Here is a 17,891-nt window from a genome sequence, read left to right as displayed (position 1 = left end):
TTTGTAAGATGTATCGCACGTAAAGTACGATACATAGTAGATTACTACTTAGATAGCGTCAATGATCGCATTAAGCGTATCAGATGGTCTCATTGCTTTGGCAGCCAACGCATCGTTCGGGTGGAAGTATCCGCCAACATCTTGAGGCTGACCTTCTACTGCAAGAAGCTCTTCCATGATCTTCTCTTCGTTCTCTTTAAGTTCTTTTGCAACCGGAGCAAACTTTGCAGCTAGTTCTGCATTGTCAGACTCAGCAAGTGCTTCTGCCCAGTACTGAGCCAAGTAGAAGTGAGATGCTTTGTTATCTGGCTGACCTACTTTTCTTCCTGGTGCTTTGTTGTTATCAAGGTAACCTTGGTTCGCAGCATCAAGACCAGCTGTAAGAGCAGCAAGTTTAGCATCGTCATGTTTTTGACCGATCATTCTTAGTGACTCAGCCAATGCCAAGAACTCACCCAATGAATCCCATCTTAAGTGACCTTCAGCAAGGAACTGGTCTACGTGCTTAGGCGCTGAACCACCAGCACCAGTTTCGAACAATCCACCACCAGCGATCAATGGAACGATTGAAAGCATTTTAGCAGATGTACCAAGCTCCAAGATCGGGTACATATCAGTCAAGTGGTCTCTAAGAACGTTACCAGTTACAGCGATTACGTTGTTACCTTTTCTGATTTCAGCATTTGTAAATCTTGTTGCATCCGTTACTTTCATGAATCTGATATCTAAACCATCAGTATCATACTCTTTAAGGTACTCGTTTACTTTTTTGATAAGCTCTGCATCGTGTGCTCTGTTCTCATCTAACCAGAATACTGCAGGGATACCTTCGATTCTAGTTCTTTCAACAGTCAATCTTACCCAGTCTCTCACCGGAATATCTTTTGTTCTAGCAAGTCTCCAGATATCTCCAGCTTCACACTCAAAGCTCATCATTTCACCATCTACGCTACCTGTTACAGTTACTGTACCAGCTTCAGCCAGTTCGAAAGTGGTTGGGTGAGAACCGTACTCTTCTGCTTTTTGAGCCATAAGACCGATATTTTGCATTGCACCCATTGTAGATACATCGTATTGACCATTTTTCACGATATCAGCTACCATCTCTTCGTGGAACATCGCGTAAGTTGAATCAGGAACTACAGCAACCGTTTCACCAGCTGCACCAGTTCTATCCCACTGCTTACCACCTTCTCTTACTACGACAGGCATAGAAGCATCGATAATGACATCATTAGATGCGTTGAAGTTCGTTTCACCTTTATCAGAATCAACCATTGCAATTTTTGGTGCATCAGAATCAACTACTGCTTGGAATGCAGCTTTGATCTCAGCTTCTTGAGCGTGACCAGCGATCTTTTTCTCAAGGTCAGACATACCCATGTTAGGGTTCACACCTAATGCTTTGAATGTATCAGCATATTTAGCGAATACATCTGCAAAGAAGATCTCAAATGCGTGACCGAACATAATTGGGTCAGAGATCTTCATCATTGTTGCTTTAAGGTGTAGTGACCAGATAAGTCCTTTTGCTTTTGCATCTTCGATCGTTTGCTTATAGAATGCTCTAAGAGCAGCAACAGACATGAATGTACCGTCAAGTACTTCACCTGCCAGTGCATCGATAGAAGTCAACTCTTTACCGTTAAGCGCGATCGTTACTTTTTGGTCTGCAGTAGATGTTACAGATTTTTCATGACCAAAGAAGTCACCTTTTCCACCCATATGAGCAACATATGCTTGACAGTTCTCATCCACTGCTTTAAGTCTGTGTGGGTTGTTTTGTGCAAATCTTTTTACCGCTTTTGCTGCTCTTCTGTCTGAGTTCCCTTCTCTAAGTACCGGGTTAACTGCAGAACCAAGACATACATTGTATTTAGCTTGGATCGATTCTTCTTCAGCGTTTGCAGGCTCTTCTGGGTAGTTAGGGATATCATATCCTTGACCTTGAAGCTCAGCAATACAGTCTTTTAGCTGACCTACTGATGCAGAGATGTTTGGAAGTTTGATCACGTTCCCGTCTGGTTGAAGTACTACTTCTCCTAGTTTAGACAACTCATCTTCTGCAAGACCCATAGCTGCAAGTACTCTTCCAGCAAGTGAAATATCACTTTCTACAACTTCAACACCTGCTTCTTTAGTAAAAGCATTGACGATTGGTAGTAATGAATACGTAGCAAGTGCCGGCGCTTCATCTATTTTTGACCAAATGATTTTTGGTAAGTTTGACATATTTTTTCCTTGTAATATAATTGATGTACAAAAAAGTAACATATTATTTAAAAAAAAATCTAATTAATAAGATATATTTTATCTTATTTAAAATATTTGTTTCATAAATACACATAATTATAATAATAAGTGAACCATCATGACTCTATAATTTGAGTATTTTTACCAATTTCGATAAAAACACACAAATCTAATGAAATGCACTACAAGTTTTGAATCAAAGATAAGGGAACTGAACATCTTGTGAAATAAAAAAGATAACCTTATGAGTTTTTTAGCCGTGATATTTTATGTTGGATTCTAAGAGGTTTATATTGTTATTTCGATACTATTGCAAAATAAAATTTGAAGTCAGAAGTAAATAGGAATTGAATGATGTTAGAAGTTTTCTTACTGGCATTCGCTCTAAGTATGGATGCGTTTGCAGTGTCAATAGGCATTGGTGTTAAAAACAAATATTTTGATACATTTTTAGCTCTTAAAGTTGGATTGTTTTTTGGTTTTTTTCAAGCTTTAATGCCACTGTTTGGTTATCTTTCCAATATTGGTCTGGGAAGTGTTATAGAATCATTTGATCATTGGGTTGCTTTTACCTTATTAAGTATTCTTGGTGGGAAAATGCTTTATGAGAGTTTTGGTGAAAATATTGAAGAGGATATTGCAAAGATCACCAATAAACTATTACTATATTTAGCTATTGCAACAAGTATAGATGCAATGGCAGCTGGATTCACGCTAAATTTACTTCAGCTCAATCCTTATATATCTATGATCATTATAGGTGTGGTGACTTATATATTTAGCTTTTTTGGTGTTTATATCGGTTCCAAGGGTGGCGGTTTTTTAGAAGACAAGGCTGAAAAACTTGGTGGTGTGATCTTAATAGGAATTGGTGTAAAAATATTAATTGAACACACTTTATATTAATTAAAAAATAGAATCTATAGGTAATATATTGGTAAAAATATATCACATAATAATGCATATCAAAAGAAAATAGAAAACCTTATAATGTTCTATATTTTATAAGGTTTTTATCTTGAGTCATTTATCTGTGAATGATTCAAACATGTCTAAATTATTTCTTTTGAATTACGAAATAGATATACTCTTGTGTAGTCTCTTTAGGCGTAACATGGGTGAATTCTTCGCTCTCTATAAGGGTTAAATCTGAAGGAAGCTCTTCTAACATCTTTTGATGATTATATTGTACAATATCCAATCCTGCACATTGAATTGGGCCATTTACCTTAAATGTACTAATGACAGCTATCCCTTTAGGTTCAAGTGAATTCTCTAAAACCTTAAAATATTGTTCTCTCTCCTTTTTTGAAAGTAAAAAATGAAATGCTGCTCTATCATGCCACAGATCATATCTTTTGTCATTTTTGAAATGTAATATATCACTGCAAATCAATTGTACGTTCTCATTTTTTATTCGTGATCTCACTATCTCCAGCGCAGTTTTTGATGTATCGAGTAGAGTGATGTTTTTATATCCATTTTGGAGCAAATGATCTACAAGATAAGAAGCGCCACTACCAATATCAATGATATTTGCCTCATCTTTTACATACTTCTCTATCAATTCTACCGATTTTTGTGGTGAACTTTGATGCCAAAGTACTTGCGTGTAATCTGTTTTTTGAAATAAACCATCCCAATGATTTTCTCTTCTTACATCAGCAGGAATTTTTGTAGCACTAAATGTCGCACCTTTGGTTGTTTCAGCCGTTGTATAGTGCGTATGCCCTGTACACTCGACCTCTTTAAAGCCAGCTTTTTGAATGAGCTCTATAAGTTCGTTTTCATGTAGTGTTCCAGCTACACAGTTTGCCCAATCCTCTTCACCAGAACTTGCACAACATGAACTTTGTTCTATAGTACAACATGATGGCTCGGAAATATCTATCATATCAGCAAAATAAATTTTACCATTTGGTTTTAACACACGATAAATCTCTGTAAATACAGACTCTTTGCAGGAAGTGAGGTTAATGGCACCATTTGAAATGACTACATCCACACTCTCATCTTCAAGCATCACATTATCAAAACTACTCTCTAAGATTTCGACATTATCAAAGCCAGCCATTTTTGCATGTTTCGATGCAGTTTCAACCATCTTTGGAGTAATATCTACTCCATATACTTTTCCTGTTTTACCAACAAGTAAGCGTGCCACTAACACATCTACACCCGCACCACAACCTAGATCTAAAACAGTATCACCTTCTTCTATATCTGCTTCATTAAAAGGATTGCCAACAGCAGCACAATACTTCCAGATCTCATCTGGAAGCATATTTATCCATTCTTCTTTATAACCGTGCGCTTTCGCGTTCTCTAAACCTTTATCCCACCCAAAATCTTTATTAGGATTTTCTGCCAACTCGGTATAGAGCTCAATTATCTGAGTATTATCTGCCATGTTCTATTCCTCTTCTACTGTTGAGTATCCAGCAAGTTCCCAAGCTTTTAAACCACCTTTTAAATGGTATACATTTTTATAACCCAAATCTTTTAAGGTCGCTGCTGCAAAAAGACTGATAAGCCCTAACTTACTATATACGACAATCACTGCATCTTCATCTTGTAAAACCTTCAAGCTGTTAAAAAGTACTTTCCCATAAGTCATAGAATAACTTTCGAATGCATCTATGGTTTGCCCATTTTTATGCCCCTCTTCTCGAACATCAAGAAGTACAATTTCCTCTTCATCATCCAATAACTTTTTTAGTACAGGAGGAGGCATCTCTTCGATAATCTCTCTTTTTCCTACAATTGCATGATCCAATTTCGCAAGTCCTGTTCCCGTACATGCAACTTGTTTATAAGGTGTTGGGCTTGTACTTTCTCTCTTCATATAGTTAAACACTTTTAATGCCTGCTCTCCCTCAGGTACTTTACTATGTAGAGTGTTTTCAACAGTTTTAAATGGTTTTTTATCACAATCTGACTCTGTCTCACAGGCTGCCCCTTCTTGTTTAGAAAGTAGTGACTTTGCTTCTTTTTTTGAGCCTGCTTTAGTTTCGCAAGTGCCTGCTGCACAACTCTCTGCACTTGGTGCTGAGTCAAAGAACTTATCTCCCCATTGAGGGAAAGAGAGCATGATTACAGCAAACAGGGTGACCATAGCCAAAAAAGTTTTACTTGAAAAAAATCCTTCTTTCTCATCACACTCACACTCTACCTCTTTTGATGGTTTCAATTTATCATACCAGGCATAAAGTAAAACAAGAATAGTAAATACAACCAAATAGTTATGATAGGGTGCTAACCAAGAGATAGATGAAGCTAAAGTACTAGACCCTGCTAAAACAGCGAGTATAGGAGTAACACAACACAATGAGGCTGCAATAGTTGCACCAAGTGCAGTGATAATTTTTTTATTTAACATTGAGAATACCTTTTATATCTATTTAGCTTATTAACTAAATTCCTTGAGATTGTATATATACCCTACTTAAAATAAAGTTAATTGTCTAAATTGCTAAATTTAATTACTTTAGCTATAATCATTAAAAATTCACAAGGTAATACTATGCTTGATATGGATGCTAAGATTAAAATTTTTAAAGCATTGGGGAATGAAACACGTTTTAAAATCTTTAAAAACATCTTTACAGGTGGATATGCCTGCTCTATTGATGAGAGCCAACCCAAAGATGATATGATCGCTCAAGCTACATGTGTTACAAGTATCGCCGAACAATTTGATTTTGCACTGCCTACGATATCTCGGCATCTTAAAGAGCTGAAAGATGCAAAGATCATAACAATGACAAAGAGCAAAAATAAAATTTATATTGAGCCTAATATTGAAACAATGAAAGAGATAGCTTCATGTTTTAAAACGCTTGTTGAGGATTATGAAAAAGGTGTAGTATTCCAATTTGACAATACCAAATAAAAACTTTTCTATCTTTCCTCATCTCCTTATTTCCTCACTCCTATGAATATCTTATTCATCCCAGCTTGTGTACTTCCTATACTTCCATATTTTCTGAGCCATGTAAACTAGACTCCAATGGGTAAAAAAGCCTTTTAAAATATCAATTTATAAAATTTTCCCTTCGTTAGAAGGATAGTATAAAACAGTTCATCAATGCTCTTTCTACACACTCTTTGCACATTAACGTTTTATACTTTGTTATAGAGTAAATTGATAAAGGAATGAGTATAAAAAATGTTAGCGTTCCATTTAGTGTACTCTTGATCATAGGATTGGCAGGTTTCACATATTGTTCATAGAAAAACATTTTGTTCCTTTCATGAACAGTTAGATCATATTAAATGGTGTATAACACCCTAAGGAGGAAACGAATATGATAGCAGATCAACCTTGTATGTGGCATGGAGGTGGGATGTGGTTTTTCCCTATGCTTATGTTCCTAATCATAATTATTGTCTTCTTTGTACTTGCTGGACGTGGGAGAGGAGGCTGTAGATTACCGTGGTGGGGACCTGAAAGTTATTACAAAAAAGGTGAAGAAACGGATTCCGCGTTAGAAATATTGAAAAAGAGATATGCAAATGGAGAGATTACCAAGGAGGAGTTTGAACAGATGAAAAAGGATATCCTCAGCTCATAGTTTATAGCTTAGTCATACTGTTTAAAACCTGGCCATTAATTTTTGCCACGTCATAGGAATAAGACGACTGATGAACTCGTAAAAATAGGCGTCCGGTCCTACGAGGATACTAGGTTTATTTTTCTTAATGCCTTTGATGATTATCTTTGCTGCTTTGTCTGGAGAGATCCAGCATACGTATTTTTCAAACCTAGCTGCTTCATCTTCTTTGGAGACTTCGGGCTGCGCTGTCTTGTAGAACCTTTCGTTTTTTACTATGTTGGTACGAACACCACCCGGATAGACACATGAGACATTAACGCTCGAATCCTTTAGCTCCTGCGCCAGGGTCAGGGTAAATCCCCGTATAGCGAATTTGCTGGTACAATATGGCCCGCTGTTGGGATTCGTAAAGAAGCCTTGTACGCTTGAGATGTTAACAAGGTTGGCTATAGATTGCTTTTTCAAATACGGAAGGAACGCTTTAGATCCGTATATGACACCGTAAAGGTTGATACCCATCAACCAATCGAAATCTTCATACGTGACATCTTCCAGCGTCTCTTTCAATTGTACACCCGCATTGTTGATAACGATGTCTACCTTGCCAAAGTCTTCATTTACTTCCTCAGCAAAACGATAAACACGTTCTCGGTTAGACACATCTACATGGTATATTCTAGCCTCGGCATTTTCATCTTTAATCAGCTTAAGCGTTTCTGCTAAGCCTGATTCGTCTACATCAGCCAAAGCGAGAGAACAGCCTTCTTTTGCCAGGTTGACAGCCAGTCCTCGTCCGATGCCAGAACCTGCACCGGTAATAACGGCTACTTTGCCTTTTAGATCACGCATTTCCTATTCTCCTTTGAAGTCTGTCAGATTCCCCGTATTAAGATCATCATAGAGTTCAAACCGTTTTTCCGGTTCCACACCTTTGAATTGGGAAGCGATACGGGTCACATAGGCTTCCATTCCCCGGCCTGCATCTTCAGAGTTCATCGCTGTAAGTGCACCGGCCATCTCCAAGACTTGCCCCTTAGACCAGTCCATCCGGCTGCCTTTTCGTACCGATCTGCGGATGCATGCTTGCGCTATGGGTGCACCACGTGAGAGTTTCTTGGCCAGTTTCATGACAACAGGCATCAATTCATTCGGGGGAAGAACCTGGTTGATCAGCCCCATCGCTTCTGCTTTGGATGGAGGATAGATCCCACCAGTCATGAGCATTTCCATAGCTCTACCTTCACCAATGATACGTGGAAGCCGCAGTGGTGTGCCTGTTCCCCCAGGGGTAATACCCAGCAATACTTCTGGCAGTCCTATACGGTAGTTATCACCATCTGCCATATATCGAAAATCACAGCATAGAGAAATCTCACAACCACCGCCAAGGGCCAAGCCGTTGATCGCTGCAATAACAGGTTTTGGAAAGTTCTCGAGGATCTGCAGGCAACGGGTCCAATAAAAAATGCTTTGTTCACCATTAGAACGCTTTTGTGTATTTTTTAAGGCAATCCGCTCAAGCCAGGGCCAACGATCCATTTTATCAAACAGCCAGCAAAGCATATAGGCTGTCATGCGGTTGGTGGCAGGTGATCTTTTTTTGGCGATAGCGTTATGAAAGTTGATAAGGTCATCAACATCATAATGGGTAAGAAAAGTGTCTTCCAGTCCGCCGCTGAGTACCAAGACTCGTATCGAATCATCATCGCGGTCTTTCATAAGCTGAGTATATAACTCACGTAGCATAGTAAGGGTTATATAGTTATACGGTGGGTTGTAGAACTCAATAATCCGTACAGAGCCATCTTTTTTTATCTTGATCTGTTCGTTCATGTATAACTCCAAAATTAGATTTGTAATAAACACAACTTCAATACTTAACAGCCAGACTAAATATAACAGGAAATACACCGACTAACTATTGATTAAAGAAACAAAGTGCCCATCGATTTGTGTATATCAATATTAAGAGTATATCACAAGTATCTGCAACTAAATTAGCAAAGTATTCGTCTTCTGTCGTCTATAGTCCATTTTTCATTACATACAGCAATAAATATTCAAACATGTTACCTAAGTGGGATTACTTCATGAAACTTCCCACTTGCAGTCAAGTGAGGAGGAGCATCACTTTTTACAACTTTTACATCTACCAGTCCATTTTTTGAAAACACCTCATTGACTGACTGAATTATTTTGTCAAAAACCTGGTCTGGATTTGCTTGATTTAAAAGCTCAGCCCGAACTTCAAAAACAAATTCTGAAGTTTGAACCAATTGTACCCGTTGAGCACTTTCATGTTCTAAATCAAAAGCCAAAGGCGACAGAGTGACATTTCCCACCCGAACTACTGTTGCTTGCCGTCCTTCAATTTGAAAACTTCTAAATGGCGAGCCACATGGACAAGGGTCACGATAAAATCGTAAACGATCACCAATATCATAGCGAATAAAGGGCTGAACATCATTGGAAAGTACTGTTAACAGTGCCGTTGTCGATAATTCCCCATCAGGAACAGGTTGATGATTTGCATCTACTGCTTCCAATATGACCCAATCTTCAGGCACATGTTGACGACCACAATCACACTCAAAGGCCATAAAAAGAGACTCTGTACAAGCATAACTATCCATAATACCAAACTCAAGTGAAGGAAAGGCGTTTTCAACGCGTTTACGAAGCTCAGGCGTGAATGTTTCACCGGCAACTTTGATACGTTTAGGTTCTATTTTTAAACGGCCGACTTCTTGTTCTCTCGTCAAGATTGCCAGCATGCTTGGATAAGTAAGTATCTCAGCTATTTGTCCTGTTTCATTGAGTTGTTTAACTGTTTCTCCAATCACTTGTTCTGCTGGAATAAATGTAAACTTCCTTGGAATTGGCGGAGTCAAGTTTTGCCTAAGTATATCAAAACCAGCACCGGCAAAATGCCCATTCCCACCCGAAATAACAATATTGGTGCCTGCCTTTTGAAGTTTCATTTCCACTTGTAATTGCCTCTTGGAAAAGCGGGCCAAATTAATCCCAAAGATAAACTCAATGACTGATGACGGAATAACGATAACGGCAGGTTCACCCGAAGTTCCGGACGTTCGAAAGACAGCATATTGACCTATTGGGACACCAAGCTTATCCATACTGTCCATATGCTCTCTTACTTGAGCAAGCGTTAAAGATCGATCAGTAAGCCAATTTTCAAAGTCACCCATAAGGTCAATCTTGGACGTGGCTGGAAGATCATTTAGCGTAATAAGATCTGTATCAGGTAAATGGGCATAAAGTTTATTAAAATATGGAGATTTTTTACGGACCTTTTGTATGAGCTTTCGAAGATTTTTAAGCTGTTTGGCTTCAATCCTTTTACGACCTCCCCAAGCCGTCCAAATACCTCCAATCCAATATCCGAGTGTTCTAATGAAGCTAAAATGCATATTAATGACTCCTCAGTAGTAATAGCGGATGTCAGTATCATAAGTCCTATCAATACTAACAATATCGTTTCGTTTGAATGAATGATCCAAATTGAACACATTACTGTTTATTAAAATAACAAAATATCTTTAATCCCCTTTGTGGAAGTATAACTAGTATACAGAAAAAGTCCCACTATTTCAAGAAGTATTTCACTCTTCCATATTTTTATGTCTGGTATAACAGACTACGAGTAACGCATTTTTTTAATCCTCTCATTGACACTTCCGATCAATATTCTGTAGAAAAAAAGTGTTAATGCATTCGGTCTGTTTTTGTACTGAGGTGAGGTAAAATAATCCTCGGGGTTGTCAAAAACACCATGGTCATCACTTACTGCATCCATCTGAACGAACTGTTCTTTTTTAAAATCAAGCTCCATACTAGAGGCATTTTTCGAACATGCTACTGAGTAGCCTACCTTACAACCATTTTGAAGCAGTTTATTCTTTGCGGCTGTGTAGTATTCGGAATCAGATGATGCCTTCCCTTGGATGGGGGCTTTTTGGATTAAAAAGAATACCGAAAAAAAAACACAATACTTGCTCCAATTCTTACTCACATAGTTTACGGTATAGGATTGGGGTTGGTTATGTATATTGCTACGCTTTTAATTACTTAAGTTATTGATTTTTTACTAGGTCAATCGTCTATTTAATAGCAAAACATAAATAATAAAGTTCAGATACAACAAACTTGTAATCTATTCATTCTATTTTTCTAAGAGTAAAGTACACTATTAAGTGATAATGCTGCTTAATTTAGTTTGTGAGATAAGGATTAAAATCGATTTCTTATGCTTTTTAAAGATCATAGATCAACTGTAATACGTTTATGATGAATAACCCAAGATATAAACATACTAAAATAGACGATACTGGGTATAGTGTTAATTTAGTAATATAAAAAGTGGAGTGTTAAGACTCACACAACATGATGTGTGAGTCTATAGTGTTATAGTTGTGGACCTGCAGATGCGAAGTCAAACTCATCACCATTTCCATCATAGCGATGGAAATTCTCCTGGAACATACCGGCAAGTTTCGCTAACATTGCATCATACTCCGCTTTATCTTCCCATGTGTTTCTTGGGTTAAGTACAGCCGTATCCACACCCTCTAACGTTTTAGGAATAGCAAGATTAAAAGTATCAAGTGTTTCGAACTCTGTATTCAAGATAGCGCCACTTAAGATACCATCGATACATGCTCTTGTATTTTTAATACTCATACGCTTACCTGTACCGTAAGGACCACCTGTCCATCCTGTATTTACCAGGTAAACATTTACACCATGCTCATCTATCTTCTCACCAAGAAGTTTGGCATAGACAGTTGGATGCAGTGGTAAAAAGGCTTCACCAAAACATGCAGAGAACGTTGCAACAGGTTCAGTAATACCTCTCTCTGTTCCAGCTACTTTCGCTGTATAACCGCTAAGGAAGTAGTACATTGCCTGTTCTTTGGTCAATTTACTTACCGGAGGCAAGACACCAAATGCATCCGCTGAAAGGAAGATGATATTATTCGGGTGACCAGCCTGCAGGTCTTTTTTGTGGTTTTCAATGTGTTCTATAGGATAGGATACACGTGTATTCTCTGTTTTAGAACCATCCGTATAGTCAACATTACCATGTTCATCGGCAACAACATTCTCCAAAAGTGCATCTTTCACAATAGCACCATAGATCTCTGGTTCGGATTTCTCATCAAGATTGATCACTTTGGCGTAACATCCACCTTCAAAGTTGAAAACACCATGATTGTCCCAACCATGTTCATCATCACCGATAAGTGCTCTTTGAGGATCTGTTGAAAGCGTCGTTTTTCCTGTACCGGAAAGTCCAAAGAATAGACAAACATCACCATCTTTACCTACATTCGCTGAACAGTGCATAGGAAGTTTACCCTCAAGTGGTAACCAGTAGTTCATCATAGAGAAGATACCTTTTTTCATCTCACCACCATACCAGGTACCACCGATGATACCGATATTCTCTTCCACATTAAAGACGACAAACACATCAGAATTCAATCCGTGTTCTTTGTATTTTTCATCTACCGCTTTACATGCATTATAAACGGTAAAGTCTGGTTGAAATCTTTCCAGTTCAGATTCCGTAGGACGGATGAACATATTTTTAACAAAATGTGCCTGCCATGCTACTTCTGTCACAAAACGTACAGAACGCTTACTTGCTGCACTTGCTCCAGCATAGACATCTGTCACATAAATGTTCTTGCCAGAAAGTTGAGTTAACGTAAGATCAAGAAGTTCATCATATACTTCCTTACTGATCTTTGCATTGACATCACCCCAAGCAATATGTTCGTTTGAAGGTGCTTGATCAACAAAATATTTATCTTTAGGACTACGTCCTGTGAAGATTCCTGTATCACACATTGCTGTACCTGATGTTGAGATCTTACACTCTCCGCTGTTTACCTCGTGCGCTTGCAACTCGTCATAACTTAAATTGTAATAGATATCTCCAATATCTTTCAATCCTAGTTTATCAAGTCCGTTGGGCGTTTTAGTACTCATAAGTATCCTATTTCTTTCTTTTTTATTTTAATGTAAAACGAACCAAGTCCGTCTTTACTACGTTCACACTGAGTTCTCTCTTCGGTAGAGTACTCAAGCGGTACCGCTTCTTATGTTTATCATGCTAAAGCATAAGTGAGGAAATAGTCTCTATTTGCTCACTTATACTTCCTCAAAAGAGGAAGCACAAACTGTAATACTACGTTTTATTTAAAGATAGAGAGTAGTACACCTGCTGCTACAGCTGACCCGATAACACCGGCCACATTTGGACCCATAGCATGCATGAGTAGAATATTACCCGGTTTTTCTTCAGAACCAACTTTACTTACAACCCTTGCTGCCATCGGTACCGCAGAAACTCCCGCTGCGCCGATAAGTGGATTAATAGGCTCTTTTGAGAACTTGTTCATGATCTTACCCATGATCACACCTGCTGCTGTACCCGCAGCGAAGGCAAGAAGACCAATGATCATAATACCCATTGTCTCAGCTACCAGGAATGAATCTGAAGCAAGTTTAGAACCCACACCCAGACCAAGGAAAATAGTCACAATATTAATGAGTGAATTTTGCATCTCATTAGAAAGTCTGTCAACAACCCCTGACTCTTTTGCAAAGTTACCAAGTGCAAAAGAACCCATAAGTGGTGCTGCATCCGGTAAGATAAGTGCGATCATCATAATAACGATCAGAGGGAAAATAAGCTTTTCAAGTCTATTTACTTTTCTCGTAGTCTTCATCACGATCTGACGCTCTTCTTTTGTTGTTAACGCTCTCATTATCGGTGGCTGGATCACTGGTACCAATGCCATGTATGAATAGGCTGCAACTGCGATTGCTCCAAGAAGTTCCGGTGCCAATGCCGACGCGATAAAGATAGATGTAGGACCATCAGCCCCACCGATAATACTGATCGCTGCAGATTGTTTCAGTGTAAAGTCTACCATTCCTGTATACTGAGAAAGTGCTGCTGCACCAACCAATGAACCAAAGATACCGAACTGAGCAGCCCCACCAAGAAGTGCTGTTTTAGGGTTAGAAAGAAGTGGTCCGAAGTCTGTCATCGCTCCAACACCCATAAAGATCAACAAAGGGAAGAATTCGTTAGCAATACCCATATTATAGATAATACCCAGCATTCCATGATCGCCTGTCATATTGGCAATAGGTATATTGGCGAGAAGTCCACCAAAAGCGATAGGTAAAAGAAGAAGTGGTTCAAATCCTTTAGCGATAGCTAAATAGAAAAGAAGAAAAATGATAATAAACATAATAAGTTTACCCCAACTTTGGGCAAATAAACTCATCTCATCACCATGACCATTCTTGACACCCTCTTCTGGGTTTACCATTGCATTAAGACCTGTAGTTTCAAAAAAGCTCACAAGAAGTTGCGTGATAGATTTAGGTTCATAGGCTTGTTCTTCTTGTGCAGGTGCAGCAGGTGCTTCATGCACACTGGCTTGCACTGTTGATGTGAGTGCTGTAAAAGCGAACATCATCGAGAGTAAAAGATGTTTAAGCTTCATACCGACTACTCCATCGTGGCTAGAAGTTGTCCGTCTGCGACTGCATCGTTGACATTGACATTAATTGAGGCAATTTTACCCGCTTGTGGTGCAGCGATATCGATTTCCATCTTCATCGCTTCAAGGATCATGATCACATCACCTTCAGCAACAGTATCACCCGGGTTTTTCACGATCTTCCATACATTACCTGGAGTCTGTGAGTGTATCTCCACACTTCCTGCTGCACCTGGTACCAATGCCGGTGTTGCTGCTTCTGCTACTGCATTTACTTGTGCTGCAGGCGCTGCAGGTGCAATTTGGATATCTCCCTCACCCTCTGCTACTTGTACGCTATATTGTTTACCATCTACTACTACTGTATAATTTCCTGCCATCTCTTTTTCTCCCTTACAATTATTTTCTTGACCTTTTCTTACCATGAGAGGACTTTCACCCTTCAAGAACCCAATACCTTTTTCTGCACATGCACCTGCGATGAAGATGTTTTCATCTGAGGTTGACAAACCTTCATCTTCAAGTACTTTTGTCCAGTGTGCGATAGATTTTGTTTCATCTCTATCCGCAATATCCAAAGGATTTTCTGTCGTTGGTTCTAGACCCAATTTATCAGATGCAAGTTTGATGATCTCCTCATCTGCTTGTACCGGTGTTTTACCGAAGTAACCAAGTACCATACGTCCATATCCTGGAGCGATCTGTTTCCATGGTCCGAACATTACGTTGGCATATGCCTGCTGCCAGTAGAATTGACTTACTGGTGTTACAGATGTACCATAACCACCACGCTCTACAACCTCTTTCATTGCAGCGATCACTTGATCAAATTTCTCAAGGTCTCCCGCATCTCTCATCATTTGAGTATTGGCTGTCAATGCACCACCAGGCATAGGTGAGAATGGAATAAGCGGTGATACCTGTGTTGCTTCAGGCGGGATCATATAATCAGAAAGACACTCTTTAAGTCTCTCTTCATACTTAAGCACTTTATCAAGCTGTAGATCACCAAGGTTATAATCTGTTCCTTTTGTTGCATGAAGCATTGTAAGGATATCCGGTTGGCTGGTACCACCACTTACAGGTGAAGCTGCCATATCGATACCATTTGCTCCTGCATCCAATGCAGCAAGATATGATGCTACAGAAACACCTGCGGTTTCATGTGTATGAAGTCTCAAGTGTACACTCTCGCCAAGAAGCTTTCTAGCCATAGTGATCGTTTCATAGACTTTATGAGGGTTTGCTGTTCCTGATGCATCTTTGAAACAAACGCTGTCAAAAGAGATACCTGAGTCTAAGATATTTCTGAGTGTTTTTTCATAAAAAGCAACATCATGTGCACCTTTACATCCCGGAGGAAGGTCCATCATTGTTACCACTACTTCATGGTCAAGACCATGTTTTTTGATCATTTCTGCAGAAAATGCAAGATTGTTCACATCATTCAATGCATCAAAGTTACGTACGGTTGTTGTACCATGCTTTTTAAACATTTTTGCGAAGAGTTCTATCATTTCACGGCTACCAGTATCAAGCATTACTGTGTTGATACCACGTGAAAGTACTTGAAGGTTAGCATCCGGCCCTACGATCTCTCTAAAACCGTCCATCATGTCAAATGCATTTTCTTGTAAGTAGAAGAAGAGTGATTGGAATCTTGCTCCACCACCAAATTCGAAGTGATTAATACCTGCATTCTTCGCTGCCTCTACAGCAGGGAAGAAATCATCCATAAGTACACGACCACCAAAGACAGACTGAAATCCGTCTCTAAAAGTTGTGTCCATTACATCAATATATTTTTTAGCCATTTACGATACCTTGTTTTTATGATTGTTTGCGAAATTCTTTGATTGCTGCAACGATAGCTGCAACATGATGTGCTTCTTTCTCAGCTTCCTGTGCAGCATTGGTTGAAACAGGAGCTGCTTCAACTGCTTTATCAGGGAAGTACTTACTGATGATTTTAGCTTGTAGCTTCATTATCTGAACCAGGATAACTAGAAAGATAAATACGATCAGCATTCCCAGCACCATAAATTTTAAGCCTTCGCTTACTAAATCTATTTCCATGTGATTGACCTCACTTTATAAGTTTACAGATTTTAAAATAGTTTTGCTTGTTATTAGGTAAAAAAGAAGAATTATCTTCTCTTTTTTCTACGATTCTTATTACGCGTAACTTTTTGTTCCTCTACATATCCTTGAATCATCTGATCTACAGTATTTTGATCAAAACCTATCTGCGTTCCTATGTTTTGCTGTTCTTCTTCTATGATACGTGAAATGAGTTTTGTCAGAAGCAGCTCTTTGTCCATATCACCCATGTACTCCAATAATGTTGCTGCATCGTCATGTACCTGGATATTTCTGATCTGTTCAGCCAAATATTCACAGCTTGCATCATCCAGTCCTGAGCCACCTTGAATCGTAGCTAAACGCATCTCTGCACCTACTTCTTTTTGGATACGTTGAAGCTCTTTGAACTCTTCGGTTGTCACCAAAGTGATAGCTTGACCACTTCTTCCTGCACGTCCTGTACGACCAATACGGTGTACATAACTTTGCGGGTCAAAAGGAATATGATAATTAAAGACATGTGTGACATCTTTTACATCCAAGCCACGTGCGGCGACATCTGTAGCCACCATGATCTTTGTTTCACCCCTTCTATAGGCTTTAATGACCACTTCCCTGTCCATCTGTTCCAAGTCACCGTGTAAACCATTGGCATTAAATCCCAATGCCTGTAAATGTTCGGTCAACCTGTCTACTTCTCTTTTCATACGACAGAAGATGATACATTTATTGGTCTTTTCTGTTTCAAGGAGTTTGACGATCGCTTCATCTCTTTGGTGTTCATGGATCACATAATAGCGTTGATCAATGATGTTGTTTGTCGTCTCTTCATCACCTACAACAGAGATATACTCTGGTTGATACAAAATATTATTCGCCAACTCTTTGATCGGTTCAGGCATCGTTGCAGAGAAGAGCAGTGTTTGTCTGTTCTGAGGAATATATTCAAAGATCTCTTTGATCTCATCAAGAAAACCCATATCAAGCATTTCATCTGCTTCATCCAGTACAACGATCTCAGGGTTCAACACATCGATCTTCCCTTTTCTATAAAGATCTTTCAATCTTCCTGGTGTTGCTACGACGATCTGTACACCTTTATGTATCAGTGCTATCTGACGTCCATACCCTACACCACCATAGACTGTCAATGTTCTAATACCTGCAAAACGTCCCAAATGATAGAGTTCATCCGCTACCTGTGTTGCCAACTCTCTTGTAGGTGTGATGACCAATGCTCTTTCTATCTCACCTTTGGCAAGTTTATCCATCATAGGAAGACCAAATGCTGCTGTCTTTCCTGTACCCGTATGGGCTTGACCTACCATATCACTACCGTTAGAGATAATAGGTATAGCCATCTCCTGGATAGGACTAGGCTCTTTAAAGCCTGCTATTTTCACACCTTTTGCCAAATCAGCATGAAAATCAAATTCATTAAATTTCATTATTTACC

Annotated in this window: 15 protein-coding genes; 3 read left to right on the top strand and 12 right to left on the bottom strand. The window is 39.0% G+C overall.

All coding sequences use genetic code 11. From position 1 onward, the window contains the following. Positions 1 to 48 precede the first annotated feature (48 nt). Entirely contained in the window at positions 49 to 2,232 is a 2,184-nt protein-coding gene (locus tag SULAR_RS01545; RefSeq protein ID WP_008242259.1) for an NADP-dependent isocitrate dehydrogenase, read from the bottom strand. Between the two features lie 375 nt (positions 2,233 to 2,607). On the opposite strand from SULAR_RS01545, the gene SULAR_RS01540 reads away from it, so the two are divergent. Further along, positions 2,608 to 3,159 carry a manganese efflux pump MntP family protein gene (locus SULAR_RS01540; protein ID WP_008242258.1) on the top strand — a complete coding sequence of 184 codons (552 nt, stop codon included), beginning with the start codon at positions 2,608 to 2,610 and terminating at the stop codon, positions 3,157 to 3,159. Positions 3,160 to 3,310: 151 nt separating this feature from the next. Here SULAR_RS01540 and SULAR_RS01535 read toward each other — a convergent pair whose 3' ends face one another. Together SULAR_RS01535 and SULAR_RS10805 are read right to left on the bottom strand one after the other, a co-directional pair. Continuing rightward, positions 3,311 to 4,663: a class I SAM-dependent methyltransferase gene (locus tag SULAR_RS01535; protein ID WP_008242257.1), complete on the bottom strand. Its 1,353-nt coding sequence runs from the start codon at positions 4,661 to 4,663 to the stop codon at positions 3,311 to 3,313. A gap of 3 nt (positions 4,664 to 4,666) precedes the next feature. Then, positions 4,667 to 5,632, bottom strand: coding sequence for a rhodanese-like domain-containing protein (locus tag SULAR_RS10805; protein WP_008242256.1), 966 nt, complete (start codon positions 5,630 to 5,632; stop codon positions 4,667 to 4,669). Positions 5,633 to 5,776: 144 nt separating this feature from the next. Between SULAR_RS10805 and SULAR_RS01525 the strand changes: the two genes are divergently transcribed. Continuing rightward, positions 5,777 to 6,145 carry a helix-turn-helix transcriptional regulator gene (locus tag SULAR_RS01525; protein WP_008242255.1) on the top strand — a complete coding sequence of 123 codons (369 nt, stop codon included), beginning with the start codon at positions 5,777 to 5,779 and terminating at the stop codon, positions 6,143 to 6,145. Between the two features lie 415 nt (positions 6,146 to 6,560). Next, a complete protein-coding gene (locus SULAR_RS01515) occupies positions 6,561 to 6,827 on the top strand; it encodes an SHOCT domain-containing protein (protein ID WP_008242254.1) in 267 nt (88 codons plus the stop codon). A gap of 21 nt (positions 6,828 to 6,848) precedes the next feature. On the opposite strand, the gene SULAR_RS01510 is transcribed toward SULAR_RS01515, so the two are convergent. The 9 genes from SULAR_RS01510 to SULAR_RS01470 all read right to left on the bottom strand — a co-directional run bounded on the left by SULAR_RS01510 (position 6,849) and on the right by SULAR_RS01470 (position 17,883). Continuing rightward, positions 6,849 to 7,658, bottom strand: a complete 810-nt coding sequence (locus tag SULAR_RS01510) for an SDR family oxidoreductase (RefSeq protein ID WP_008242253.1) — start codon at positions 7,656 to 7,658, stop codon at positions 6,849 to 6,851. A 3-nt stretch (positions 7,659 to 7,661) separates the two neighbouring features. Further along, entirely contained in the window at positions 7,662 to 8,642 is a 981-nt protein-coding gene (locus SULAR_RS10800; RefSeq protein ID WP_008242251.1) for an enoyl-CoA hydratase/isomerase family protein, read from the bottom strand. Between the two features lie 236 nt (positions 8,643 to 8,878). Then, positions 8,879 to 10,240, bottom strand: coding sequence for a phenylacetate--CoA ligase family protein (locus tag SULAR_RS01500; RefSeq protein ID WP_008242249.1), 1,362 nt, complete (start codon positions 10,238 to 10,240; stop codon positions 8,879 to 8,881). A 227-nt stretch (positions 10,241 to 10,467) separates the two neighbouring features. Then, on the bottom strand, positions 10,468 to 10,662 hold the full coding sequence (locus SULAR_RS11205) for a hypothetical protein (RefSeq protein ID WP_008242246.1): 195 nt from the start codon (positions 10,660 to 10,662) through the stop codon (positions 10,468 to 10,470). A gap of 572 nt (positions 10,663 to 11,234) precedes the next feature. Then, a complete protein-coding gene (pckA, locus tag SULAR_RS01490) occupies positions 11,235 to 12,824 on the bottom strand; it encodes a phosphoenolpyruvate carboxykinase (ATP) (RefSeq protein WP_008242244.1) in 1,590 nt (529 codons plus the stop codon). 206 nt (positions 12,825 to 13,030) lie between these two features. Continuing rightward, positions 13,031 to 14,356: a sodium ion-translocating decarboxylase subunit beta gene (locus SULAR_RS01485; protein ID WP_008242242.1), complete on the bottom strand. Its 1,326-nt coding sequence runs from the start codon at positions 14,354 to 14,356 to the stop codon at positions 13,031 to 13,033. 5 nt (positions 14,357 to 14,361) lie between these two features. Then, positions 14,362 to 16,167, bottom strand: a complete 1,806-nt coding sequence (locus SULAR_RS01480; RefSeq protein ID WP_008242240.1) for a biotin/lipoyl-containing protein — start codon at positions 16,165 to 16,167, stop codon at positions 14,362 to 14,364. A 16-nt stretch (positions 16,168 to 16,183) separates the two neighbouring features. Beyond that, positions 16,184 to 16,429 (bottom strand): OadG family protein, encoded by a 246-nt coding sequence (locus tag SULAR_RS01475; protein ID WP_037999784.1) that lies wholly within the window; start codon positions 16,427 to 16,429, stop codon positions 16,184 to 16,186. Positions 16,430 to 16,500: 71 nt separating this feature from the next. Further along, complete coding sequence (locus SULAR_RS01470) at positions 16,501 to 17,883, bottom strand: DEAD/DEAH box helicase (protein ID WP_008242236.1); 1,383 nt, start codon at positions 17,881 to 17,883, stop codon at positions 16,501 to 16,503. Positions 17,884 to 17,891: the final 8 nt, after the last annotated feature.

This window comes from Sulfurovum sp. AR (genome assembly GCF_000296775.1).
GTDB classification, from domain to species: Bacteria; Campylobacterota; Campylobacteria; order Campylobacterales; family Sulfurovaceae; genus Sulfurovum; species Sulfurovum xiamenensis.
Note: the sequence above shows the minus strand (reverse complement) of the source record. Positions and strands in the feature narration are given on the sequence as shown.